Origin of the sequence: uncultured Luteimonas sp. (assembly GCF_947492465.1) — a bacterium.
Lineage (GTDB): Bacteria > Pseudomonadota > Gammaproteobacteria > Xanthomonadales > Xanthomonadaceae > Luteimonas.
The window spans coordinates 134,967-159,437 of record NZ_CANLNF010000008.1; the positions used below are offsets into that span (position 1 = coordinate 134,967).

Here is a 24,471-nt window from a genome sequence, read left to right on the forward strand (position 1 = left end):
GGTCGAGCCGCGACCGGTCACGTCCGACCGGCGTCTGCCGTGGGATTCACCACCCGAGGCTCATCACGGGCCGGCGGGAAGACGTCCCGCACGGATCGCCGGTGGGTTGCCCGGCGTCGACACGCCGGGGCCAGCATGGCGCCCCGGCCCGGTCGCCCTACTCGACGCGCTGGACCTTGGCCTGGGTGTTGTAGCCGTCGATCCGCATCCACCACACGCCCAGCACGCCGGGCTTGATGCGCACCTTCGGGCTGGTCCTGCGCACGCCCGACAGGGTCGCCGAATCGGTCTGCTCCCAGACCTGGCCATTGTCGAGCGTGTAGCGCTTGCCGTGGCCGAAGCCGTTGAATTCGCCCGCGATGCTGGCCTCGATCGGTTCCTCGGAGCCGAAGTGGAAGAAGCCGCGGTTCTTCTCCACCACTTCGTTGCGGCCTTCCTCGCGCGCCTGCTCGACGGCTGCGGCCACCGCGGCCGAAGCCTGCTGTTCGACCCGGCGGTCGAGCCAGGCGTTGAGCCGGGCCAGTTCGTCTGCACTGAGCTTGTCCAGGCCGGCCGCCTTGAATTCCTCGGCGCTCATCGCCTGCTGCAGCGGCGGCGCCTCCTGCGCGAAGGCGGGCAGGGGCAGGGCAAGCAGGCTGGCCAGCAGCACGGCGTGGATCGGTCGCATGACTGTTCCTCTCGGCGGGAGGCCGCTAGTGTAGGGCGTCCCCCATGGAGGATGCGGTGTCGCCGTGACCCCCGGATTCGAGACCTGGCTTGCCGCGCCCGAGGCCGAGGCGATCGCGCCGGCGCTGCGCCAGGCCATGCGCGCGGCAGGTGAGGGGCTGGTCGAGACGCCAGCGTCGCCGGCGGTCCTGCGCGACACGCTCGCGTCGCTGGCCCTGCTCGGCGCCGACGGCGATTCGGTGGCGGCTGCGATCCTGTTCGAGCTGCCGCAGCTGGCCGCGCGGCTGGAACCGGCGCTGCCCGCGCGGCACGCACCGGTCGCGGCCCTGCTCGACGGGCAACGCGCGGCCAACCAGGTCTGGACCCTGCACGCCGAGACGACCGGCGGCGGCAATACCGAGGGCCTGCGCCGCCTGCTGCTGGCCATCGTGCGCGACCTGCGGGTGGTGCCGATCCTGCTGGCGCGCCAGCTCGCGCGCATGCGCCACGCCGATGCGCTGCCCGACGACGAGCGGCAGGCGCTGGCGCGGCTCACCCGCGACATCCTGGCGCCGCTGGCCAACCGCCTGGGGATCTGGCAGCTCAAATGGGAGCTGGAGGACCTGGCCTTCCGCCACCTGGAGCCGGACACCTACCGGCGCATCGCGGCCCTGCTCGACGACAAGCGCTCCGGCCGCGAACGCTACATCGCCCAGGTCAGCGGCGAACTCGAGCAGGCGCTGCGCGCGCAGGGTATCGCCGCCGACATCGCCGGCCGCGCCAAGCACATCTACAGCATCTGGAAGAAGATGCGGAAGAAGGACGTGCCGATCGGCGAGCTCTACGACCTGCGCGCGGTGCGCGTGCTGGTCGACGACATCCCGGCATGCTATGCGGCGCTGGGCGTGGTGCACGCGCTGTGGGCCCCGGTGCCGGGCGAATTCGACGACTACATCGCGCGGCCGAAGAACAACGACTACCGCTCGCTGCACACCGCGGTGGTCGGCCCGGAGGGCAAGACCCTGGAAGTGCAGATCCGCACCCGCGAGATGCACGAGCAGGCCGAACTGGGCGTGGCCGCGCACTGGCGCTACAAGGAAACCGGCGGCTCGCAGCGCTCCGCCGCCGGCAATGCCGCGCTCGAGCGCAAGATCGAGTGGATGCGGCGCCTGCTCGAATCGCACGCCGAGGGCGAGGAGGGATCCGGCCTGGCGCGGAGCCTGGATACCGAGCTGGTCGAGGACCGCCTGTACGTGCTGACGCCCGCGGGCGAGGTGATCGACCTGCCCAGCGGCGCCACGCCGCTCGATTTCGCCTACCACGTGCACACGATGGTCGGGCATCGCTGCCGCGGCGCCAAGGTCGACGGCCGCATCGTGCCGCTCGACCACAAGCTGCGCAGCGGCGACCGGGTCGAGATCCTGACTGCCAAGGAGCCCGAGCCGCGGCGCGACTGGCTGGTCGCGGCCAACGGCTTCCTCGCCAGCCCGCGCGCGCGCGAGAAGGTGCGCAGCTGGTTCCACCGGCTCGACCGCGAGCGCAACCTGCAGGCCGGGCGCGAGATGCTCGACCGCGAGCTGCGGCGCATGGGCCTGCTGCATGCCGACCTGCAGCCGGTGCTGGCCAGGTTCAACGTGGCCGCCGTCGACGAGCTGCTGGTGCTGGTGGCGCTGGGCGACGTCGGCCCGCACCAGGTCGGGCGCGCGCTGCAGGAACACGATCGCGCGCAGGCCCCGGGCGCCGCCGACGCTGCCGCGGCGCAGGCGCAACCGCGCCGGCGGGTACCGAAGGCGGCGACGTCGGGCTTCACCGTGGTCGGCGTGGGCAACCTGCTGGTCCAGGTGGCGCGCTGCTGCCAGCCGCTGCCGGGCGAGGAGATCGTCGGCTACCTGACCCGCGCGCGCGGCCTGACCGTGCACCGCGCCGACTGCGCCGCCTTCGCGCGCCTGGCCGCGGCGCAGCCGCAGCGGGTGCTGCCGGTCGACTGGGGACGCCAGGGCGGCGTGCACGAGGCGGCCGCGCTGGTCGATGCGGTCGACCGCAAGCACCTGCTCAGGGACGTCAGCAACGTGATCGCCCAGGAAGAAGCGCACGTGGTGTCGATCCGCGGCCAGGCCGGACGGCATGGCCGGGTGCGCCTGCGCCTGCGCCTGCGCGTGGACGGCTACGAACAGCTGTCGCGGGTGCTGGCCAAGCTCGACGGCCTGCCGGGCGTGGAGCAGGCGCGGCGCGAGTAGTACGCCGATCACACGCGTTCAGTCGTGACGCGTACTCTGGCGCCGTGGCCAGCGAACCCAGTCCAGATGCAGCGGCAGGCGCGCGCCGGGAACCCGTCCTGGGCGACCTGCGCGGGCTGCGCCTGGGCGATCGGCCCATGCGCGGGCGCCGGCCGCCATCAGGCACCATTGCAGGACGTCGCTGGTGGATGGTCGCGGCCGTTGCCGGCGCGGTCGTGCTGGGATTGCTGGCGCTGGCACAGGGGCCGTTCGGCGACCGGTTCTGGCCGCAGGCGCGGGTGCATGAACTGGGCATGCAGGGCGAGCAGGCCCTGTCGCGCGGACATCTGACCGCGCCCGATGGCAGCGGCGCGCGCGAGCTCTACGAGGCCGCGCTGGCGATGGATCCCGACCGCATCGAGCCGCGCCAGGGCCTGGCCCGGGTGGCGACGGCGGCACTGGCGCGCGCACGCGCGGACCTCGCCGCCGATCGCCTGGCCGATGCCCACGCGCATCTGCGGCTCGCCCGCGAACTGTCGGTGCCGCGCGAAGACGCCGACACGCTGGCTGCGCAGCTGCGCGAGCGCGAGGCCGCGCTGGCCGGCATTGACGGATTGATCGAGCGCGCGACCGCGGCCCACGCCCGTGGCGACCTGCAGCAGGGTGCCGATTCCGCGCTGCCGCTGTACGCGCGCGTGCTCGAACTGCAGCCCGCGCATGCGCAGGTGCTGCGGGGCCGCGACGATGCGCTTGGGGCGCTGCTCGACGCTGCCCGCGAGGACCTGCGCCAGGGCGACTTCGCCGCCGCGGCTGCCGCCGTCGCCACCGCGCGCCGTTACGATCCCGGGCATGTCGACCTGCCCGACACGCAGGCGCGTTTCAACGAGGAACTCGACGCGCTGCGCAGTCGCGCCGAGGCCGACCTGCAGCGTGGCCGGCTGGATGCGGCGGTGGCGGCGTGGCGACGCCTGGAAGCCCTGGACCCGGACGATCCGGCGGCCGCCGAAGGCCTGCGCCGCGCGGCCGACGCGCATGCCGCGCAGGCGGCGCGGCTGGCCGCGGATTTCCGTTTCGGCCACGCGACCCGGGCGCTGGACCAGGCGCGCGCATTGGCGGCCGATGCCCCTGGCGTCGCCACCGCGGAAGCGGCGATCGAACGCTCCCGTCGCAGGTACGAGCGGCTGCAGGCGCCTGCACCAGCGGGCGAACGCGCGCGCCGCGTGCCGCAGCTGCTGCGCCAGGCGGCCGAAGCCGAGGCCCGCGGCGACCTGCTGACGCCGCCGGGCGAGAGCGCCTACGACCGCCTGCGCGCCGCGCAGGCGCTGGCCCCGCGCGATGCCGACGTGCGCCGTGCGATCGCCCGCCTGCTGCCTTCGGCACGCGACTGCTTCGAACGCGCCCTCAGCGCCAACAACCTGGCCCTCGCCCGCCGCTGCCTGGATGCGCGCGACGCGCTGGGCGACACGCCACCCACCGTGGCCGCGGCGCGCCGGCGCCTGGCCTTGCGCTGGTTGGCGATCGGCGACGAACGCCTGGCCGCGGGCCAGCTGCAGCCGGCCTCGGCGGCGCTGGAGGCGGCGCGGGCGGTGGATCCGTCGGTGCCCGGACTGCCCGAGTTCGACCGCCGTTTGCGGACTGCGGCCGCCGCGGGCAGGTAGGTGGGAAGGCCGCATTGGCCGGGCGGACGCCTGCGACGCCGGATCCGGCACAGGTTGCGCGTTCGGCCCCGGGCAGAGTGGGGGGGCTCTGGACGGTGGCGGGGACGCATACCGTGCGGACCCTGTCCGCCACCGGCGGGCGGTCAGCCGGTCCCGGCGCCGTCCTCGAAGAAGATCCTCCGGACCGCAGCACGCGCAGCCTCCGCGGAGAAGTGCCGCGCGATGTTGGCGTGGCCATTCGCGCTCAGCTTCATCCACAGTTCCTCGTCGCCATACAGGCGCAGGATCGCCGCGGCAAAATCCTCTGCGCTATCGGCGAGCAGGACGTCCACGCCATCCCGCAGGTGCATGCCTTCTATCGCGAGCGAGGTCGCGACCACCGGTTGGCCGTGCGCCATGCTCAGGTTGATCTTGCCCTTGACCCCCGCGCCTACCCGCAGCGGGGCGATCGCGATACGACAGCCGCCCATGTACGGTTCGAGGTCGGGTACGTGCCCGTGCACCAGCACCCCCTCCTGCCGGGCGAGTGCCTGGATGTCCGGGGGCGGATCCACGCCGATGCAGTGCAGTTTCACGCCGGGCAGTCGCGCGCGCACCGACCCGAACACCTCATTGCAGAACCAGCGAACCGCATCGGCATTGGGCGGATGCCGGAACCCGCCGACGAAAACCAGGTCGCTTCGTTGCGCGAAGGGGAGCCCAGCCCCGGCGACCTCGTGCACGTTCGACAGTAGTTCGACCCGCGCGCCGGGTGCTTCGCCCGCCAGTGCCGCCGCTTCGACCGGGCTGACGACTGTCGTGACGTCGCTCCTGGCCAGCATGTCGAGCTCCAGCACGCGCGTACGCGCTGCGCTGCGCGCGAGCGCGGCATCTCCGGCCAGCTGCGCGGTCCGGGTCTCGCGTACGTAATGCAGGTCGACGCTGTCGAAGACCAGGCGTGCGCCGGCCGCATGCGTCCGCAGCAGCGGCAGCAGTTCGCGCATCACGTAATGACGGCTGACCATGGCCACGTCGAATCGCGGTCCATGTTCCTTCAGCCAGGCAGGTAAGCGTGCTGCATACGGCGCGTACCAGACCTCGATGCCGAGCTGCTGCAGCTCCGCGGTGTAGCGGCCGGCATGCGCAAGGTCGGCCGGAAGGAACACCACGTGCGCGCCCTCGTCGCGCAGGATCCGCATCAGGTTGACCAGCCGCAGCGATGCGGAATCGCGATCAGGCCTGGGCGTGGTGGCATCTACGATCAGCACCTGGCGGCGGTCGCGATGCAGTGTCGCCGGGGCAGGTAGCGTGCCGGGTGCCGGCTGCGCGGCCAGTTCGGCGGCCCGGTGTCGTGCGAACACGCCCTGGTTGCGCGTCTGCGCAGCCTTGGGTCCTTGTGCGACATCGGTGCCGGCGGTCGCCCCTTCATCGTGCACCACGCGGGCCGCGGGCTGGTAGCGCACGCGCAGCCCAGCAGCACGCACGGCGAAGGCCAGGTCGGTGTCCTCGTAGTACGCCGGCGCATAGCGCGCGTCGAAGCCGCCGATCTGCTGGAACAGGCTGCGTGGAATCGTGATGGCCGCGCCGGAAAGGTAGTCCGCGTCGCGCACATAGGCGTAGCGCGGATCGTCGGGAGTCCCGAAACGCCCATAGTTCCATGCGCTCCCGTCGGAAAAGACCACGCCGCCGGCCTCCTGCAACCGCCCGTCCGGATACAGGAGCTGCGCACCCGCCATGCCGGTGTCCGGGTGGTGCCGGAAGGTGGACAGCAATGCATCGAGCCACCCGGGCTGGGGCACGGTGTCGTTGTTGAGGAAGACCAGCATGCGTCCAGTCGCGGCGGCGGCGCCGTCGTTGCAGGCGGCAATGAATCCGCCATTGACCGGTCGAGCCACGACCCTGAGCCCGCCGACCTGCGAAAGCCGGGCAAGCGTGTCGTCCGGTGACGCGTCATCCACCACGATGAGTTCGAAGGGGGCCTGCGGAGGATGGGCGGCAATCGCGCGCAGGCAGGCCAGCGTATGCGGCCACTGGCCGTGGACGGGGACCACGATGCTCGCTTCCGGCACCTCTGCGCAGGGCACGGCGAACGGCGCGAAGGCGCTCCGGTCCGCGTCGATGAGCGGCGGGTGCATCGGCGCTGGCGGGCGGATGAACTGCAGCTTCACCCGCTCCCAGCTGTGCCGCCAGCCGCGCGTCCGCAGGCTCGCCACGCCACGACGGACCAGGCCACTGCCCCGGACCAGCCACAGGCGGATATCCGCGAACGGAAGGTTCATGCGCAGGCAACTCCAGCTGACCGCACGGTGACGGTTCCCGGGCGGGGGCAGCAGCGGTGGGCTAGACTCGACATCGCGCCGATTGTCGCATTCCGCGGCAGACTGCCGGTGCAGGTCACGGGTGCATGGCGCGTATCGAATACGACGAAGACGAACAGGGCGGCAAGCGTCCGCCCGCGGGCGACTGGCGACGCAGGCTGGTGACCTGGACACTGGCGGTGGTCGGCCTGGGGATCGGGTTCCTGGTCCCGTACACGCTCTACCTCAACCACCAGATCAGCGAGCGCTTCGGCGAACTGCGCTGGCAGGTGCCCACGCGCGTGTACGCGCGGCCGCTGCGGCTCGCGCCGGGGCTGGCGATGGATGCGCAGACGCTCAAGACCGAACTCGATGCCGCGTCCTACCGCGAGGGCGATGGCGTGCGCCCGGGCACCTATGCGCGCGACGATGGTCGCTGGACGATCTCCAGCCGCGGTTTCCGCGACATCGATGGCGCGATCGGCGCCAGCCGCATCGAGGCCACGATCTCGGGTGGGCGGGTGCGGACCCTCGAGGATCTCGCCGGCGGCGGCGCGATCAAGTCCGCACGCCTGGACGCGGCCCGCATCGCCACGCTGTACGGGCAGAAGCAGGAGGAGCGCCGCCTGGTCCGGGTCGAGGACGTGCCGGGACTGGTGACCGATACGCTGCAGGCGGTCGAGGACCGTGATTTCGCCCACCACGTCGGTATCGACCTCAGCGGCATGGCGCGCGCGGCCTGGGTCAACCTCCGCTCGGGCGAGAAACGCCAGGGCGCGAGCACGCTCACCCAGCAGCTGGCGCGCAGCGGCCTGCTCGGCATCGGCCGCGAGCAGACCTGGAGCCGCAAGTTCAACGAGATCCTGTATGCGCTGCTGATGGAGGCGCGCTACGACAAGGCCACGATCCTGGAGGCCTACCTCAACCAGGTCTACCTGGGGCAGCGTGGGGCGCAGGCGATCCACGGCATGGCGGCGGGTGCGGAGTTCTGGTTCGGCCGCCGCCTCGAGGACCTGGAAACCGAGCACGTCGCGCTGCTGGTGGGCATGGTGCGCGGGCCGTCGCATTACGATGCGCGCCGCCATCCGGAACGCGCCCGGGAGCGCCGTAATTTCGTGCTTGCGAACATGCTCGAGACCGGCCTGATCGACCAGAAGGCGCACGACCGCGCGGTGGCCGCACCGCTGGGCGTCACCAGCGCGCCGGGCAGCATCGCGGCCAACCGGTTCCCGGCCTATGTCGACCTGGTGCGCCGGCAGCTCGGACGGGATTATCCGACCGATGCGCAGCAGGGCGCCGGGCTGAGCGTGATGACCGGGATGTCCCCGTCCGCGCAGGCCTACGCCGAGGCCTCGGCCACGCGCACGCTCAAGTCGTTGCAGACGGGCGACCGGCCACCGCTGGAGACGGGGCTCATCGTGACCGATGTGCACGATGGCGAGGTCGTCGCCGTCGTGGGCAGCGCCACGCCGACCGTACACGGGTTCAACCGCGCGGTCGAGGCGCGCCGCCCCGTGGGTTCGCTGCTCAAGCCCTACGTCTACCTGCTTGCGCTGATCGATCCGCGCAGGTGGTCGCTGGCCACCTGGGTGGACGATTCGCCGGTGTCGGTCACGCTGGACAATGGAAAGCGCTGGTCGCCGGGCAACTCCGACGGACGCAGCCATGGCACGGTGCGCCTCATCGATGCCTTGGCCCGTTCGTACAACCAGGCCACGGTGCGCGTCGGCATGGACGTCAACCCGCGCCAGCTCGCGGACCTGGTCCACGTCCTGGCCGGCATCGAGGCGGACGCCAATCCTTCGTTGATCCTGGGGTCGGTGGACCAGAGTCCCTACGCGATGGCGCAGCTCTACCAGTTCCTTGCCTCCGGCGGTGAGATCCAGCCGTTGCGCGCGGTCCGCGGTGTCATCGACAGCGACGGCAACGTGGTCAAGCGCTACGACAAGGACCCGGCGCCCGCCACCAGGAGCGACGCGATCGCCGCGCGCCTGGTGACCGTGGCGCTGCAGCACGCGGTGAGCTCGGGTACCGGTCGCCAGCTGGTCAACGACGGGCTCGGCCGGCTCAATGCAGCCGGCAAGACCGGCACCAGCAACGACGGACGCGACAGCTGGTTCGCCGGCTGGACCGGCGACCACCTGGCCGTGGTCTGGGTGGGCAACGACCAGAACGAGCAGACCGGCCTGTACGGCGCCACCGGCGCGATGCGGATCTGGTCGGGGCTGTTCAAGCACCTGCCCAGCGCGGCGCTGCGGGTCGGCGACGAAGGGTTGGAGTGGCAGTGGGTGCTGCAGTCCAACGCCACCGAAGCCGAGTGCCCGGGGGCGCGCCGCTTCGCCTTCGTGGCAGGGTTCGCACCGCCCTACCAGCCGTGCGCCGCGCTGCTGCCGCCGGATCCGTATGCCGATCCCGACGGCGTGGGCGAGAATGCCGAGCCGCGGCGCGGCGGCTGGCGCGAGTGGTTCGGCTTCGGCCGTCGCGATCCGCAGCCCGCGCCGCAACCCCCACCCCAGCCGGCCCCCCAGCAACCGCTTCCCCCGCCCACCGAGTAGTCCCCATGAAGTCCACCCACGCCATCGCGGCGCTTGCCGCCGCCCTGGTGGCGGCCTGTGCCAGCACGCCGTCCCTGACCGCGCCCGCGTCGCTGACCTCGGCCACGCCGGAGCAGATGGTCGCGGGCATCGACGCGGCCGCCGGCAGCGGCGAGGGCGAGCTGGCGGTGCAGCCGCTGCGCGATCCGATGGTCGAGGACCTGCGCGAGCAGGCCCGGCAGGCGCGGGCGCAGGGCCGCCACGACGCGGCCGCCGAAGCGCTCGATCGCGCCCTGGAACTGGTCGCCGACGATCCGGCCCTGCTCCAGGAGCGCGCGGAAACGGCGCTGCTGCAGCGCGATTTCGCGCGTGCCGGGCAGCTGGCCGAGCGAGCCTTCGCGCTGGGCGCACAGGTCGGGCCGCTGTGCCGGCGCCACTGGGCGACGATCGAGCAGGTGCGGCTGGTCGACGGCGACGCCGCAGGTGCGGCCTCGGCCCGCACCCAGGTGGAAGGCTGCAAGGTCGAGGGTCCGAACCGTTTCTGAGATGTCCGCGACGCAGGACGGCACGCAGTCCAGCGCCCTGGCCAGGCGCAGCACCGCGGCGCTGGCAAGCGGCGGGCTGCTGGCGCAGCAGATCCCGGCCTTCGCCCCGCGCGAGGCGCAGCAGCGCCTGGCCGCCGCCGTGGCGCAGGCGCTCGACCAGCGCGGCACCCTGTTGGCCGAAGCCGGCACCGGTACCGGCAAGACCTTCGCCTACCTGGTGCCGCTGCTGCTGTCGGGGCAGAAGGCGATCGTCTCCACCGGCACCCGCGCGCTGCAGGACCAGCTCTACCACCGCGACCTGCCGCGCGTGCGCGATGCGCTCGGCGCCGGCCTGAAGACCGCGCTGCTCAAGGGCCGCGCCAACTATCTGTGCCGCTACCGCCTCGAACACGCCAAGGGCGAGCCGCGCTTCAGCACCCGTGAACAGATCAGCCAGTTCCAGCGCATCGTGGCCTGGAGCGGGCGCACGCGGATGGGCGACCTGGCCGAACTCGAGGCCCTGCCGGAGGACTCGCCGCTGCTGCCGATGGTCACGTCCACGGCCGACAACTGCCTGGGCAGCGAATGCCCGATGTGGAACGAGTGCTTCGTGCTGCAGGCGCGCCAGCGTGCGCAGTCGGCCGACCTGGTCGTGGTCAACCACCACCTGCTGCTGGCCGACCTTGCGCTCAAGCAGGAAGGCTTCGGCGAAATCCTGCCGGGCGCGCAGGCGTTCGTGGTGGACGAAGCGCACCAGTTGCCGGAACTGGCCGCGCAGTTCTTCGGCGAGAGCCTGTCGGCCCGGCCGCTGGTGGAACTGGCGCGCGACGCGCTGGGCGAATGCAAGGACGTGCCGTCGGCGCTGGCCGTGCTGCAGCAGCCGGCGCGCGAACTCGAACACGCCACGCGCGCGCTGCGCGCCACCATGGAAGGCCTGCCCGGGCGCGGCACCCGCGACCGCGCGCTGCACTGGCCGGCGTTCGACAGCGGCCTGGAGGCCGTGTCCACGGCGGTGGCCGCGCTGCGCGATGCCCTGGCACCGCTGCGCGAGTCCTCGCCCGGTTTCGATGCCTGCCACGCCCGCGCGCAGGAAAACACCGCGCGGCTGGCGCGCTGGGTGGGAAAACCGGGGTCAGAGTCGACTTTTCCCCTTGAGTCGACGGCAACTGCTGGCGTTGAGGGAAAAGTCGACTCTGACCCCGAAGACGTGCGCTGGTACGAACTCTCGCCGCGCGGTTTCCGTCTGCAGCGCACGCCGCTGGATGTGTCCGGGCCGCTGCGCACGCATCGGGAACAGTCGCACGCCGCCTGGGTGTTCACCTCGGCCACGCTCGCGGTCGAAGGCAGCTTCGACCATCTGTCCACGCGCCTGGGCCTGGACGGGCCCGAGACCCTGCTGGTGCCCAGTCCCTTCGACTGGCCGGAGCAGGCGCTGTGCTACCTGCCCACGCGCATGCCGCAGCCGTCCGACCGCGACTACACCTGGGCGGTGGTGGAGGCGGTCCGGCCAGTGCTGCAGGCCTCGGGGGGGCGCGCCTTCGTGCTGTTCGCCTCGCATCGGGCGCTGCGCGAGGCCGCCGAACTGCTGCGCGAGGAGGGCGAGTGGCCGCTGTTCGTGCAGGGCGAGGCCCCGCGGCACGTGCTGCTGCAGCGCTTCCGAGAGTCCGGCAACGGCGTGCTGCTGGGCGCGGCCAGCTTCCGCGAGGGCGTCGACGTGGCCGGCGAGGCGCTGAGCGTGGTGGTGATCGACAAGCTGCCGTTCGCCGCGCCGGACGATCCGGTGTTCGAGGCCCGGCTGCAGGCGATCCGCCGCGCCGGCGGCAACCCGTTCCGCGACGAGCAGCTGCCGCAGGCGGTGATCGCGCTCAAGCAGGGCGTGGGCCGGCTGATCCGCACCGAACGCGACCGCGGCGTGCTGGTGCTGTGCGATCCACGGCTGACCCAGAAATCCTACGGCGAGACCTTCCTCGAATCGCTGCCGCCGTTCCGGACCACCCGCAGCGTCGCCGACGCCGAAGCCTTCTTCGCCGCGCCAGCCCCTTCGGACAAGGGTCTGCCCTAGCTGTCGCGCGGCGGCGGCATCGCGCAGGCTGGGTGCACGATCCCCAGTCCGTCGCCGGAGCGCCGCATGAGTCCGACCCTTGGCCCGGTTTCCGCCCAGCTCGAACTGCCGCCGCCCAATGCCTGTCCGGCCGGCCTGCCGCCGTCGGGCACCGCGCGCGAAAACGCGCAGTGGTGGGGCGACCTCTCGCCGCAGGAGCAGGCCAACCACCTGTCGACCCACGGGGCGCTGATCGGCAACCTCGACGGCCTGCCCTCGGAGGTCCGGCACGAGGCCAATCTCGCGGCGCTGCGCCAGGATGCCGCCGGCGGCAGCGACCGCCAGGCCTCGCAGGCCCTGCTCGACCGGATCGAAGGCTCGCAGTCGGGCCCGGCCAGCGACCGCCTGCTGCTGCTGGGCTTCCAGCCGGCGGCCGACGGTGCCGACGCGCAGGCGATCGTGGCCATCGGCAATCCCGACAACGCCGACAACGTCGCGGTCTTCGTGCCCGGCACCAGCTCCGACGTCGCCGGCATCGGCGGCAACCTCGACCGCATGGCCGACCTGCAGGCCCAGGCCGGGACGATTCCCGGCTCCGGCGAGACTTCGACCATCGTCTGGCTCGGCTACGACGCGCCGGACTCGATCTTTCCCGACGCCCTGGGCGCCGGTTACGCCAGGGATGGCGCGGAAGACCTGCGCGACTTCACCCTCGGCCTGCGCGAGTCCCACCAGGGCCCCGACGCCCGCGTCACGATGATCGGGCATTCCTACGGCTCGACCGTGGTCGGCACCGCCGACGCGCTGGCCGGCGAGGGGCTGGCGGTGGACGACATCATCGCCATGGGCAGCCCCGGCATGGGCTACGAGGCGTCCGAGCGGCAGGGCTGGTTCGACGGCCCGCTGGTCGACAACACCAGCGACATGCATATCGATTCGGACCACTTCTGGGCTGGTGCCGCCCGCGACGACGTGGTCACCTACACCGAAGTGCACGGCAACAGCCCGGTCGACTGGAGCTTCGGCGGCCAGCGCATCACCACCGACGGCGCGTCCGGACACAGCGATTACTGGAACCCGGGCACCGAGTCGCTGCGCAACCAGGCCTACATCCTGACCGGCAACTACGACCAGGTGGACACGGTCGGCCGTCGTCCCGGCTGATCACGCGCCGGGCGCTATGCTGCCGCGCATGGAGACCGGACCCCACCGCGGCCCACGGCGTCTCCCCATCGCGGGCGCGCTGGCGTGCCTGCTGCTTGCCGGCTGCGCCGGCGCCAAGGACACCGATCGCATGCAGCACAAGACGCCGCAACAGGCCGCCGCCGAGTTCCTGCCCCAGGTCGAACAGGTGCTGGCGGGGCTGTCGATCCAGCGCGAATCGCTGGAGGTCCGCGCCAACCGCTGCGAGGGCCAGCGCGGCGAGACCCGCGAAGACCTGTTCTACGTCTGGGTCGGTCTGCGCGGCCTTGCGCCCGGCAACGACATCGCCCGCCAGATCGAGGCCGCGCATGCGCGCTGGCAGGCGCAAGGCTGGGACATCACCCGCTTCCGCCACCTCGACAGCGGCGGGGTCAACCTCACCGCGACCGACCCGGCCAGCGGCAACAGCTATACCCTGGATTCGGGCTTCAAGCCTGCCCCGGACGCCTACCTGGCCGCATTCTTCAATACGCCGTGCTTCCAGTCGCCCGAGGGCAAGGTCGCGTTCGGCGAACTGCCGGTGCCCTGACCCGGCGACGCCCGGGTTTTCCTGCGCCATCTTCGGCCAGCGCCGCCGCGCCGCTAACATGGCGGCATGAGACTGCTTGCGTTCGAGACCGCCACCGAAGCCTGTTCCGTCGCCGTGTACGTGGATGGCGAGGTGCTGGAGCGCTTCGAACTCGCGCCGCGGCGCCACGCCGAGCTGGCGCTGCCCTGGGCCGATGCGCTGCTGGCCGAGGCGGGCGTGGCGAAATCGCAGCTGGACGCGATCGCGGTCGGGCGCGGTCCCGGCGCGTTCACCGGCGTGCGCCTGGCGGTGGCGCTGGCGCAGGGCATCGCCCTGGCGCTGGACCGCCCGGTGCTGCCGGTCTCCACGCTGGCGGCGCTGGCCGCGGGCGCATCCGCCGCGCGCGTGGTGGCGGCGATCGACGCGCGCATGGGCGAGGTCTACCTGGGTGCGTTCGAACGTGGCGACGGCGGACCCCGGCTGCTGGCCGACGAGGTGGTCGTGAATCCGGCCCAGGCCACGAAGCCGCCCGGCGGCGGCTGGCAGGGCGTGGGCACCGGCTTCGACGCCGCCGCCGGCGCGCTGCGCGAGCGCCTGGGCGAGGCGCTGGCGGAGGTGGACGCCACGGCGCTACCGCGCGCCGGCGATGTGGCGCGGCTGGGCGCGCTGGCCTTCGCCCGCGGCGCCGGCATCGCCCCGGAGCGACTGGAGCCGGCCTACCTGCGCGACAACGTCGCCCTGACCTCGCGCGAGCAGCAGGCGCTGCGCGACGCCCGCCGCTGATCGGGGAACTGCGGGCCGCAACCGCGGTCTGGCCCTTCGGGCCCACGAGGAAGACACCATGCAGGCAGGCAGCCGGGACGAGGATCGGGCGGGCAGGCTGCGGCGCTGGCTGCGCCGGGAACTGCCGCCGCTGGCGCTGACCATCGCGCTGCTGGTGCTGGCGCGCTCGTCGTTCGCCAACCATTACCAGGTGCCGAGCGGTTCGATGATGCCGACGCTGGTGCCGGGCGACCGCGTCGTGGTCGACATGAGCGCCTACGGCCTGCGCGTGCCGTTCACCGCGATCGAGCTGCTCGCGCGGGGGCGTCCCGCGCCGGGTGAAGTGGTGGTGTTCAAGTCGCCGGTCGACGGCACCCGCCTGATCAAGCGCGTGGTCGCGGTGGGCGGGCAGACCGTCGCGCTGGCGGACGGACGGTTGCGGGTCGACGGCCGGCCGCTCGATGGCGGTGGCGGCGCGCCGGTCGAACGCATCGGCGATCGGCTGGTCGGGCTCGACCTGGGCGACGGCGGCGGACCGGACATCGCGGCGGCGACGATTCCACCGGGCATGGTGCTGGTGCTGGGCGACCACCGCGGCGCCAGCGCCGACGGTCGCTACTTCGGGCTGGTGCCGGAGCAGGCGTTCTACGGGCGCGCGCTGGGCGTGTACTGGCGGCGCGGGCAGGGGCCGGTCTGGAAGCGGCTGTAGCGACGGGTTCCGCGTGACGCGGCGCAAGGGCCGGAGCCGGACTCAGTCGTCGACCAGCGTGCCGCCGGGCAGGAACTGCCAGGTCCGGGTGACGTGGAGGATGTCGATCTCCTCCTCGGTCCGCGGCAGTGGCGGGTAGGGCTCGGCCAGGCGCGCAATCCGCAGCGCGGCGTCGTCGAGCAGCCGGGTGCCGCTGGAACGCAGGATGTCGGCGCGCTCGACCGAACCGTCGCGGCGGATCGCCACGCTGATCACCAGTTCGCCGGACAGTTGCCGGCGTCGCGCCTCGTCGGGATAGTTGAGGTTGCCGACCCGCTGGACCCGGTCCACCCAGTCGCGCAGGTAGCCGGCATAGGCCCATTCCCGGGTGCTGGCGGACACGAACTTGCGCTTGGGACGCTTGGCGTAACGCTCCGAGCGCAGGTGGATTTCCGCCGCCAGCCGCGCCATCGACAGGTCGCGGTCGATCTTCTCCCGCCCGCGCGGCAGGACGCTGTCGTCGGCCTGCGGACGCGCATCGGCGGTGGGCGTCGGCGCCTCGCCGCGCTGGCTGGCGACCACCCGAGCCTGCGGCGGCGGCTGCGCGGAAGGCGACTGCGCACGCATCTCGATCGGCGCCACGCCCGACTCGGCCTGCGCGACCAGGCCGGCCTGGTCGTCGCGCGGACGGTTGCTGCGGTCGTGCTCGCCGCCGCCCTCGTTGCTGGCCTGGGCAAGGAAATCGGCCTGCGCCCGGGTGAGCGGGCTGGTGGTCTCGGTGATGATCACGTCCAGCGTCGGCAGCACCGGCGCCGCGTCGTCGAGCGCGAACCCGACGCCCAGCACCAGCATCCCGTGCAGCAGCAGCGACAGCACCAGCGTCGCGCTCAGGCGTTCGCGTTCGCCGATGACGGGGGGCGGGGGAAGGGTGAGGGCGGACATGATGGAAAGGGCGGACCGGACGGAATCAGGGGCGGGGCGGCGTTGCCGGCCGCGCCACGCTACGCGAATGCGCCCGCGTTGGCACCGGCCGCTGCCCGCGCGCGTCCCGGACTGCGATCCTCATCCGGGTTTGCCGCCGCCCTCCAGCGCATCGAACAGCATCCCCGCGATATTCAGCCCGAACTGGCCGTCGAGTTCGCGGATGCAGGTCGGGCTGGTGACGTTGACCTCGGTGAGCCAGTCGCCGATCACGTCCAGGCCGACGAAGCGCATGCCGCGCCGCCTCACCTCGGGACCGACCTGGGCGGCGATCCAGCGGTCGCGCTCGCTCAGGGGACGGCCCTCGCCGCGGCCGCCGGCAGCCAGGTTGCCGCGGAACTCGTCGCCCTGCGGGATCCGCGCCAGGCAGTAGTCCACCGGGACGCCGTCGATCAGCAGGATGCGCTTGTCGCCGTCGACGATCTCTGGCAGGTAGCGCTGCGCCATGGCCAGGTGGCGCCCGCCCTGGGTGAGAGTTTCCAGAATCACGTTGAGGTTGGCGTCGCCGGTGCGGGCGCGGAAGATCGAGCGCCCGCCCATGCCGTCCAGCGGCTTGAGCACCGCGTCGCCGTGCTCGGCCACGAACGCCTTGAGCGTGGCGGCCTCGCGGCTGACCACGGTCGGCGGGCAGCACTGCGGGAATTCGAGCGCGGCCAGCTTCTCGTTCATGTCGCGCAGCCCGCGCGGATCGTTCACCACCAGCGCGCCCTGGCGCTGGGCGGTGCCCAGGATCAGGGTGTCATGGAGGAAATCCGCGTCCACCGGCGGATCCTTGCGCATCAGCACCAGATCGCCCGGTCCCAGCGCACGATGTGATGACGGTCCCAGTTCGTACCAGCCCGAGCGATCGTCGCGCACGGTCAGCGGCGCGAGGTTGGCGTACGCCTGGCCATGGACCATGCCAAGGCTTCCCGGCTGCACGTAGCGCAGGGCATGCCCGCGCCGCTGTGCCTCCAGCAGCATGGCGAATGTCGAATCCTTTGCGATGTTGATCGACCCGATCGGATCCATCACCACCACCACGTTCAGCTGCATATGACCCACCAGTGGCACTTTCTGACAAATGTTAGCAGTCGCCGCGCGCCGGTTTCGTTCGTGGCGGCGCCAACTTGCGCAATCTTCTTCATCGGCGCTTGACAGTCTGGCGCGAGGCTGGAATATACGGCGATCGCGGCAATGCGGGCAGTGGCCCGCGATTGCGCGCCCGGGGAAGGACGCATGACGGAACACGAAAGCCGCGCCGGCAGCCTCGATGGCCTGCGGGTGATGGTCATCGACGATTCGAAGACGATCCGCCGTACCGCCGAGACGCTGCTCAAGCGCGAAGGCGCCGACGTGGTGACGGCTGTCGACGGGTTCGAGGCGCTGGCCAAGATCGCCGACCAGAAGCCGCAGATCATCTTCGTCGACATCATGATGCCGCGCCTGGACGGCTACCAGACGTGCGCGCTGATCAAGAACAACCAGCTGTTCAAGAACACGCCGGTGATCATGCTGTCCTCCAAGGACGGCCTGTTCGACAAGGCGCGTGGCCGCATCGTCGGCTCCGAGCAGTACGTCACCAAGCCATTCACGCGCGAGGAACTCCTCGACGCGATCCGTACCCATGTCAAGGCGTGAAAGGGGGAACCGCCGTGGCTCGAATCCTGTTGATTGAAGACTCGCCGACCGATACGGCGGTGCTGACCCAGCTGCTTGAACGCAACGGCCACCAGGTGCTGGCCGCGTCCAGCGCCGAGGACGGCATCGAGGCCTGCAAGCGCGAAATGCCCGACCTGGTCCTGATGGACGTGGTGCTGCCGGGCATGAACGGCTTCCAGGCCACGCGCGCGCTCGGCCGCGATGGCGGCACCAAGGAGATCCCGGTGCTGATCGTGAGCACCAAGGGCATGGAAACCGACCAGGCCTGGGGCATGCGCCAGGGCGCCAAGGGCTACCTGGTCAAGCCGGTGAAGGAAGACGTGCTGGTCAACGAGGTCAACCGGCTGCTGGGGGCGGCGGGATGAACCAGCATCGCGACCCGTTCGCGATGCTGCTCGACTACGAGCAGCGCAGTCTTGCGCACGTCGCGGGCCTGCCGGAGCAGTTCGACGCACCGGGCCTGTGGCGCGGCGTGGGCTACCGGGTCGGCGAGCGCAGGCTCGCGTCGGGCTTCGACGAGGTGGTGGAGATCCTGCCGCTGCCGCAGATCACGCCGGTGCCGGGGGCGCAGCCGTGGATGCTGGGCGTGGGCAACGTGCGCGGCAACCTGCTGCCCATCGTCGACCTGCGCCAGTTCCTCGAGGGCGAGCGCACCGTGCTGCACGAATCGCAGCGGGTGCTGATCGTGCGCCAGCCCGACGGCAACGTCGCGGTGACGATCGACGAGCTGTACGGCCAGCGCGGCTTCCACGACGAGCAGCGGATCGATACCGAGCCGGTCGCGCAGGGGCGCTACGTGCATTTCATCGAGCGCGCCTACCGCAACGCGGACCAGGAGTGGGGTGTGTTCAGCCTGGCCAGGCTGGCGCGCACGCCGGAGTTCAGACAAGCCGCGGCCTGAGGGTCGCGTCCAGCAAGACAGAGCAGGGGCAGGGGTAGGGACCATGAGCACAGTAGTCGATACGGTCGCCGGCAAGGGGCGCGGGCTGGGAAGCAACTTCTGGATCGCGGCGCTGGTCACCACGCTGGTGATCTTCGGCGCCAACACCGGCTACGCGGGCTGGAAGGCGGCGCGGCTGGGCGGCGCGAGCACGGCGGCCTCGAGCCTGCAGGTGAACTCGCAGCGGCTGGCCAACCAGGGCCGGGAAGCGGTGGCGGGCGACACCGGCTCGTTCGCGGCGTTCAAGGACACCAAGGCGCAGATCGACCGCGACGTCGAGCAGCTGAACTCGAACTTCGGCACGACCACGGGCGTGGCCGGTCCGATCCAGACGGTGACCGCCACCTGGACACCGCTGGCCGCCAGCGCCGAACAGGTCGCCGCCAGCGAACAGGCCGTCAGCGGTTTCGCCGCGAACGCCAACAACTTCAGCCAGGCGGTCCCGCAGCTGCAGGCGCAGCTCGACGAGCTGGTGCGCGCGATGTCCTCAAGCGGCTCGCCCGCCTCGCAGGTCTACATCGCGCTGCGCCAGAACGTGCTGGCCGGCAACATGGCGCGCCGGGTGGCGGAAATCCAGGCAGGCGGCAGCGGCGCCTCGATCGCCGGCGACGCGCTGGCGCGCGACGTGGGCGTGTTCGAGCAGGTGCTCGAAGGCCTGCGTGCGGGCGACCAGGCGATGAACGTGCAGCCGCTGAGCAACAGCGGCGCCGTCTCCGCGCTGACCCAGGCGTCCGAGCGCTGGGCCGCGATGAAGCAGGACCTGGACGCGATCATCGCCAACGCTCCGGCGCTGTTCCAGGCGCAGGCCGCGTCGGCCGCGCTGACCAGCGGCTCCGACAAGCTGCTGTCGGACGCGCAGGACCTGTTCTCGGCCTTCACCGCGTTCGGCTCGCTCAACGACAAGAGCGTGCTCGGCAACGTCTGGATCAGCATCATCTCCGGCCTGCTCGCGATCCTCTCGCTGGGCGGCCTGCTGTGGTCGCTGAACCGCGCGCAGCGCAAGCGCTACGAAGACACGATGGAGCTCAACAACCGCAACCAGGAGGCGATCATGCGCCTGCTGGACGAAATCGGCGCGCTCGCGGAGAACGACCTGACGGTCAAGGCCACGGTTACCGAGGACATGACCGGCGCCATCGCCGACTCGATCAACTTCGCGGTCGAGAACCTTCGCGACCTGGTCGGTACGATCAACGACACTTCCGCGCAGGTCGCATCGAGTGCGCAGGAGACGCAGGCCACCGCCATGCACCTGGCCGAGGCCGCCGAGCACCAGGCGCAGGAGATCAACTCCGCCTCCAACCGCATCACCGAAATCGCCTCGAGCATCGACCAGGTCTCGAAGAACTCGGCCGAGTCGGCCGACGTGGCGCAACGCTCGGTGCAGATCGCGACCAAGGGCGCGGGCGTGGTGCGCGAGACGATCGCCGGCATGGACTCGATCCGCGACCAGATCCAGGAAACCTCCAAGCGCATCAAGCGCCTGGGCGAAAGCTCGCAGGAGATCGGCTCGATCGTGGAGCTGATCAACGACATCTCCGAGCAGACCAACATCCTGGCGCTGAACGCGGCCATCCAGGCGGCGTCCGCGGGCGAGGCGGGCCGCGGCTTCGCGGTGGTGGCCGACGAAGTGCAGCGACTGGCCGAACGCGCGTCCAACGCGACCAAGCGCATCGAAACGCTGGTGCAGACCATCCAGAGCGATACCAACGAGGCGGTCAGCTCCATGGAGCAGACGACCTCCGAAGTGGTCGCCGGTGCGCGACTGGCCGAGGACGCGGGTACCGCGCTGGGCGAGATCGAAAACGTGTCGAGCAACCTCGCCAGCCTGATTCTCGGGATCTCCACCGCCGCCAGACAGCAGTCGGCGGCGGCGAGCAACATCACCGAGACCATGAACACGATCCAGTCGATCACCGCGCAGACCTCGCAGGGCGCGAACCAGACGGCGCAGTCGATCGGCAACCTCGCGCAGCTGGCCGCCAACCTGCGCCGCTCGGTCGCCGACTTCAAGCTGCCGGCCTGAGCACGGAGCCAGGACACGGGATGAACGCGACGACGACCGGTCGCAGGCCGATGCACGCCGGCAAGCGCGAGGGAAAGCGATGACTGCGCTGCGCGAAGCCCTCGACCACACCGCGCTGGGCTGGATCAAGCCCGAGCTCGACGAAACGCTGCGCCTGGCCAAGGCCGAGCTGGAGGACTACGTCGACGATCCGGCCGACGTCGGCCGGATGCGGCTGTGCGCCGGCTACCTGCACCAGGTGCAGGGCACGCTGCGCATGGTCGAGCTGTACGCCCCGGCGATGGTGGCCGAGGAGATGGAACAGGTCGCAATGGCGCTGCACGCCGGCACCGTCGGCGAGCGCGACAGCGCCTGCGCGGCGCTGCTCCGCGGCATCGTGCTGCTGCCCGACTACCTCGAGCGCCTGCAGGGCGGCCACCGCGATATCCCGATCGTGCTGCTGCCGCTGCTCAACGAACTGCGCGCCGCGCGCGATGAGAGCCTGCTCAGCGAAAGCGTGCTGTTCTCGCCGGACCTGGAACGTCCGCTGCCAGGCGCCATCGCCGCCGACCGGACGGCGTCCAACGACGACATGCCGGCCCGGCTCGAGGCGCTGCAGCGCGAGATCGGGAAGTGGCAGGAGCACACCGGGGCAGCGGAGCTGTCGACGCTGGCGCCGGCGCTCGATGCGCTGCTGGGCCATGTGCGGCAGGTGCCCGTGCAGCGCATGCTGTGGGTGGCGTCCAGCGTCGCGCGCGCACTGGCCGATGGTGCGCTGCCGGTCTCGTCCGCGCTGCGCAAGGTGTTCGCCGGCGTGGAGCGCGAGACGCGCCGCGCGCTGCTCGACAACAACGGCTATGCGGAAGCCGATGGCGAGGCGGCCCAGGAGCCGACGCGCCAGCTGCTCTACCACGTCGCCCACCATCCCGACGACAGCCATCCCGCGCTGCGCGAGCTGCGCCAGCTCTTCGAACTGGAGGCGGCACTGCCGACCCAGTCCGAGCTCGAACACGCCCAGGGCAGCATCAGCGGACGCAACCGCGCGCTGCTCGATACGGTCTCGGCCGAGGTGAAGGACGACCTGCTGCACGTCAAGGACGCGCTCGACCTGCACCTGCGCACCGGGTCGGACGACCTTGGCGCGTTGCAGCCGCACGCCGAGACGCTCGGCCGCGTGGCCGACACGCTCGGCATGCTCGGCCTGGGCGCCGCGCGCAAGGTGGTGCAACAGCAGCGCGACACGATGCAGGCGATCCTCGACGGCGCCGTCGCCGCGAACGAGGATGCACTGCTGGACGTGGCCGGTGCGCTGCTCTATGTCGATGCATCGCTCGACCATCAGGTGGCGCGACTGGGCGCCGCCGAAGCGGTCGACACCGGCGCGGGCAGCGAACTGTTCGCCGGCGAGGCGCAACAGGTGGTCGACACCATCGTGCGCGAGGCCATCGCCAACTTCGTGCAGGCCCGGCAGGCGCTGGTCGCCTTCGTCGAGACCAGCTGGCAGCACGAGCAGCTGACCGACGTGCCGCGCCTGCTCGACGAGGTGGCCGGCGCGCTGCGGATGATGGAACTGACGTTGCCGGCGGACTACCTGGTCGCCGTCAGCCGCTATACCGAACACGAACTGATCGCGCGCCAGCGCGTGCCCAACGGCCGCCAGCTGGACACGCTGGCGGACGCGCTCGCGAGCCTGGAGTACTACCTCGAGGCGCTGCGCGAGCAGCGCGGCAACCGCGACGAGATCCTCGACATCGCCCGCGGCAGCCTCGAGGCGCTGGGCTACTGGCCGCTGCCCGAGCCGGTGAAGTCCGTCGTGGACGTGCCGGCCGCCGTCGAACCCGTGGAGCCGGTGTCCCGGGTCGAAGCCGCGACCCCCGCCGAGCCGGTTGCGCAGCCTGAAGCGCCGCCCGTGACTGCGCCTGCGGACCTGCCAGCGGACGTGTCCGCCGCAATCGGGACCACGCCCGCCGAGCCGGAGGCGCCGATCGTCGGCGGCTTCGAGACCGTCGGCGAGGAAATCGACGAGGAGATCCGCGAGGTCTTCCTCGAGGAATTCGCCGAGGAGATCGACAACCTCGACGGGCTGCTGCCGCTGTGGCGCGCCGCGCCCGAGGACATGGAAAGGCTGCGCCCGATCCGGCGCGTGTTCCATACCCTCAAGGGCAGTGGACGGCTGGTCGGTGCGCGCGCGCTGGGCGAGTTCAGCTGGAAGGTCGAGAACATGCTCAACCGCGTGCTCGACCGCTCGCGTCCGCCCAGCGCGGCGGTGATCGCGATGGTCGACCGCGCGTTCTACACCTTGCCCGAGCTGCAGGCTGCTTTGCGTCGCGAGCGCAGCCTGACCACCGACCTGCAGCCGCTGCAGGACGCCGCCGACCGGATTGCCGCCGGCGACGAGGCCATGCCGCCCGAGGCGGTCGCCGCCGCCGCGCCGGCGCAGGTGGAAGATCCTGTCGCGGCGCCGCCCGCCCAGGAAACGGTTGCGCCGCCGGCCGAGCCGGCACCCGCGCCCGTGCCTGCCAGCATCGATGCGCTGCTGCTGGAAATCCTCGACGTGGAAGTGCAGGGCCACCTGCAGACGGTCGACGCCTGGGTCGCGCAGGCGCGCGCCGGCGAGACCCTTGGCAGCGACGCCTTGCTGCGCGCCCTGCACACCATGAACGGTGCGTTCGCGATGACCGAGGTACCGGTCGTCAACAGCGTGCTGGGACCGGCCGAACACTACGCGCGGCGCCTGCTCGCCTCGCATGCGGTGGCGGTACCAGACGGGATCGACGCGATCGCCGAGCTGTCCGCGACGGTGCGCTCGACGGTCGAGATCCTGAAGGGGCCGTCGCCTGCGCTGGTTCCGCAGGATGCGCTGGCCGCGCGCCTGGTCGCGCTGCGCGACAGCCTGCCCGAGGCCGCGAGCGGCCTGGCCGCGCTGGTCGACGCGCAGGGCATGGAGGAGGCTGCCGACGCCGACGTGCCCTCGCTGACCACCGAAGACCTGAGCGCCTACGGCGCCTTTATCCAGAGCGGTCTTCAGATCGGGCCGGAGTTGTCCGGGCCGGCAGCTTCGGAGCCCGGGTCCGGCGACAACGAACGCCTCGAGGCCGAGCGTCTCGAAGCCGAACGCCTCGGAGTCGAACGCGTCGAAGCCGAACGTCTCGAAGCCGAACGCCTCGAAGCCGAGCGCCTCGAAGCCGAACGCCTCGAAGCCGAACGCCTCGAAGCGGAGCGACTCGAAGCGGAGCGACTCGAAGCGGAGCGACTCGAAGCCGAACGCCTCGAAGCGGAGCGACTCGAAGCCGAACGCCTCGAAGCGGAACGCCTCGAAGCGGAACGTCTCGAAGCGGAACGTCTCGAAGCGGAACGTCTCGAAGCGGAACGTCTCGAAGCGGAACGTCTCGAAGCGGAGCGTCTCGAAGCCGAGCGTCTCGAAGCCGAGCGCCTCGAAGCCGAACGTCTCGAAGCCGAGCGCCTCGAAGCCAAGCGCCTCGAAGCCGAGCGCCTCGAAGCCGAGCGCCTCGAAGCCAAGCGCCTCGAAGCCGAACGTCTCGAAGCCGAACGTCTCGAAGCCGAGCGTGTCGAGGCCGAGCGTCTTGAAGCAGCCGGCCCTCAACCAGGCCTCGAAGCAGAAGACCTCGGATCGGCTGCTCCTGAAGGAGATGACGAAGCCGAACGCCTCGAAGCCGAGCGCCTCGAAGCCGAACGCCTCGAAGCCGAGCGCCTCGAAGCCGAGCGCCTCGAAGCCGAGCGCCTCGAAGCAGAGCGCCTCGAAGCAGAGCGCCTCGAAGCAGAGCGCCTCGAAGCAGAGCGCCTCGAAGCAGAGCGCCTCGAAGCAGAGCGCCTCGAAGCAGAGCGCCT

18 protein-coding genes are annotated in these 24,471 nt (G+C 71.5%); 14 read left to right on the forward strand and 4 right to left on the reverse strand.

The genetic code is table 11. From position 1 onward, the window contains the following. Positions 1 to 157: 157 nt before the first annotated feature. Entirely contained in the window at positions 158 to 667 is a 510-nt protein-coding gene (locus Q0863_RS15835) for a hypothetical protein (RefSeq protein ID WP_298580654.1), read from the reverse strand. 136 nt (positions 668 to 803) lie between these two features. On the opposite strand from Q0863_RS15835, the gene Q0863_RS15840 reads away from it, so the two are divergent. Both Q0863_RS15840 and Q0863_RS15845 read left to right on the forward strand, forming a co-directional pair. Further along, positions 804 to 2,882 carry a bifunctional (p)ppGpp synthetase/guanosine-3',5'-bis(diphosphate) 3'-pyrophosphohydrolase gene (locus Q0863_RS15840; RefSeq protein ID WP_298580721.1) on the forward strand — a complete coding sequence of 693 codons (2,079 nt, stop codon included), beginning with the start codon at positions 804 to 806 and terminating at the stop codon, positions 2,880 to 2,882. Positions 2,883 to 3,070: 188 nt separating this feature from the next. Then, the gene (locus Q0863_RS15845) at positions 3,071 to 4,519 is read left to right on the forward strand and encodes a hypothetical protein (protein WP_298580657.1); all 1,449 of its coding nucleotides are present in this window, start codon (positions 3,071 to 3,073) and stop codon (positions 4,517 to 4,519) included. A gap of 143 nt (positions 4,520 to 4,662) precedes the next feature. On the opposite strand, the gene Q0863_RS15850 is transcribed toward Q0863_RS15845, so the two are convergent. Then, positions 4,663 to 6,777 (reverse strand): glycosyltransferase, encoded by a 2,115-nt coding sequence (locus Q0863_RS15850; RefSeq protein WP_298580659.1) that lies wholly within the window; start codon positions 6,775 to 6,777, stop codon positions 4,663 to 4,665. Between the two features lie 125 nt (positions 6,778 to 6,902). Between Q0863_RS15850 and mrcB the strand changes: the two genes are divergently transcribed. The 7 genes from mrcB to lepB all read left to right on the forward strand — a co-directional run bounded on the left by mrcB (position 6,903) and on the right by lepB (position 15,076). After that, positions 6,903 to 9,350 (forward strand): penicillin-binding protein 1B, encoded by a 2,448-nt coding sequence (gene mrcB / locus Q0863_RS15855; RefSeq protein ID WP_298580662.1) that lies wholly within the window; start codon positions 6,903 to 6,905, stop codon positions 9,348 to 9,350. A 5-nt stretch (positions 9,351 to 9,355) separates the two neighbouring features. Continuing rightward, entirely contained in the window at positions 9,356 to 9,874 is a 519-nt protein-coding gene (locus Q0863_RS15860; RefSeq protein ID WP_298580665.1) for a hypothetical protein, read from the forward strand. Position 9,875: 1 nt separating this feature from the next. Further along, positions 9,876 to 11,915 carry an ATP-dependent DNA helicase gene (locus tag Q0863_RS15865; RefSeq protein ID WP_298580669.1) on the forward strand — a complete coding sequence of 680 codons (2,040 nt, stop codon included), beginning with the start codon at positions 9,876 to 9,878 and terminating at the stop codon, positions 11,913 to 11,915. A gap of 66 nt (positions 11,916 to 11,981) precedes the next feature. Continuing rightward, a complete protein-coding gene (locus Q0863_RS15870; protein ID WP_298580672.1) occupies positions 11,982 to 13,058 on the forward strand; it encodes an alpha/beta hydrolase in 1,077 nt (358 codons plus the stop codon). 130 nt (positions 13,059 to 13,188) lie between these two features. Continuing rightward, a complete protein-coding gene (locus Q0863_RS15875) occupies positions 13,189 to 13,626 on the forward strand; it encodes a hypothetical protein (protein WP_298580675.1) in 438 nt (145 codons plus the stop codon). Between the two features lie 66 nt (positions 13,627 to 13,692). Then, the gene (tsaB, locus tag Q0863_RS15880; RefSeq protein WP_298580678.1) at positions 13,693 to 14,388 is read left to right on the forward strand and encodes a tRNA (adenosine(37)-N6)-threonylcarbamoyltransferase complex dimerization subunit type 1 TsaB; all 696 of its coding nucleotides are present in this window, start codon (positions 13,693 to 13,695) and stop codon (positions 14,386 to 14,388) included. A 58-nt stretch (positions 14,389 to 14,446) separates the two neighbouring features. Continuing rightward, positions 14,447 to 15,076, forward strand: a complete 630-nt coding sequence (lepB, locus tag Q0863_RS15885) for a signal peptidase I (protein WP_298580681.1) — start codon at positions 14,447 to 14,449, stop codon at positions 15,074 to 15,076. A 42-nt stretch (positions 15,077 to 15,118) separates the two neighbouring features. Here the strand turns inward: lepB and Q0863_RS15890 are convergent, their stop codons facing one another. Together Q0863_RS15890 and gshB are read right to left on the reverse strand one after the other, a co-directional pair. Next, the gene (locus Q0863_RS15890) at positions 15,119 to 15,997 is read right to left on the reverse strand and encodes an energy transducer TonB (RefSeq protein WP_298580684.1); all 879 of its coding nucleotides are present in this window, start codon (positions 15,995 to 15,997) and stop codon (positions 15,119 to 15,121) included. Positions 15,998 to 16,117: 120 nt separating this feature from the next. Further along, positions 16,118 to 17,071, reverse strand: a complete 954-nt coding sequence (gshB, locus tag Q0863_RS15895) for a glutathione synthase (RefSeq protein ID WP_298580687.1) — start codon at positions 17,069 to 17,071, stop codon at positions 16,118 to 16,120. 183 nt (positions 17,072 to 17,254) lie between these two features. On the opposite strand from gshB, the gene pilG reads away from it, so the two are divergent. The 5 genes from pilG to Q0863_RS15920 all read left to right on the forward strand — a co-directional run. Then, positions 17,255 to 17,656 carry a twitching motility response regulator PilG gene (pilG, locus tag Q0863_RS15900; protein WP_298580690.1) on the forward strand — a complete coding sequence of 134 codons (402 nt, stop codon included), beginning with the start codon at positions 17,255 to 17,257 and terminating at the stop codon, positions 17,654 to 17,656. 14 nt (positions 17,657 to 17,670) lie between these two features. Continuing rightward, positions 17,671 to 18,042, forward strand: coding sequence for a response regulator (locus Q0863_RS15905; RefSeq protein ID WP_298580693.1), 372 nt, complete (start codon positions 17,671 to 17,673; stop codon positions 18,040 to 18,042). Then, positions 18,039 to 18,578 (forward strand): chemotaxis protein CheW, encoded by a 540-nt coding sequence (locus Q0863_RS15910; protein WP_298580695.1) that lies wholly within the window; start codon positions 18,039 to 18,041, stop codon positions 18,576 to 18,578. Before Q0863_RS15905 ends, Q0863_RS15910 begins: the two co-directional genes overlap by 4 nt. A gap of 43 nt (positions 18,579 to 18,621) precedes the next feature. Then, on the forward strand, positions 18,622 to 20,643 hold the full coding sequence (locus Q0863_RS15915; protein ID WP_298580698.1) for a methyl-accepting chemotaxis protein: 2,022 nt from the start codon (positions 18,622 to 18,624) through the stop codon (positions 20,641 to 20,643). A 79-nt stretch (positions 20,644 to 20,722) separates the two neighbouring features. After that, positions 20,723 to 24,471: Hpt domain-containing protein (locus Q0863_RS15920; protein WP_298580701.1), on the forward strand; the 3,749-nt coding region annotated here is incomplete at its 3' end.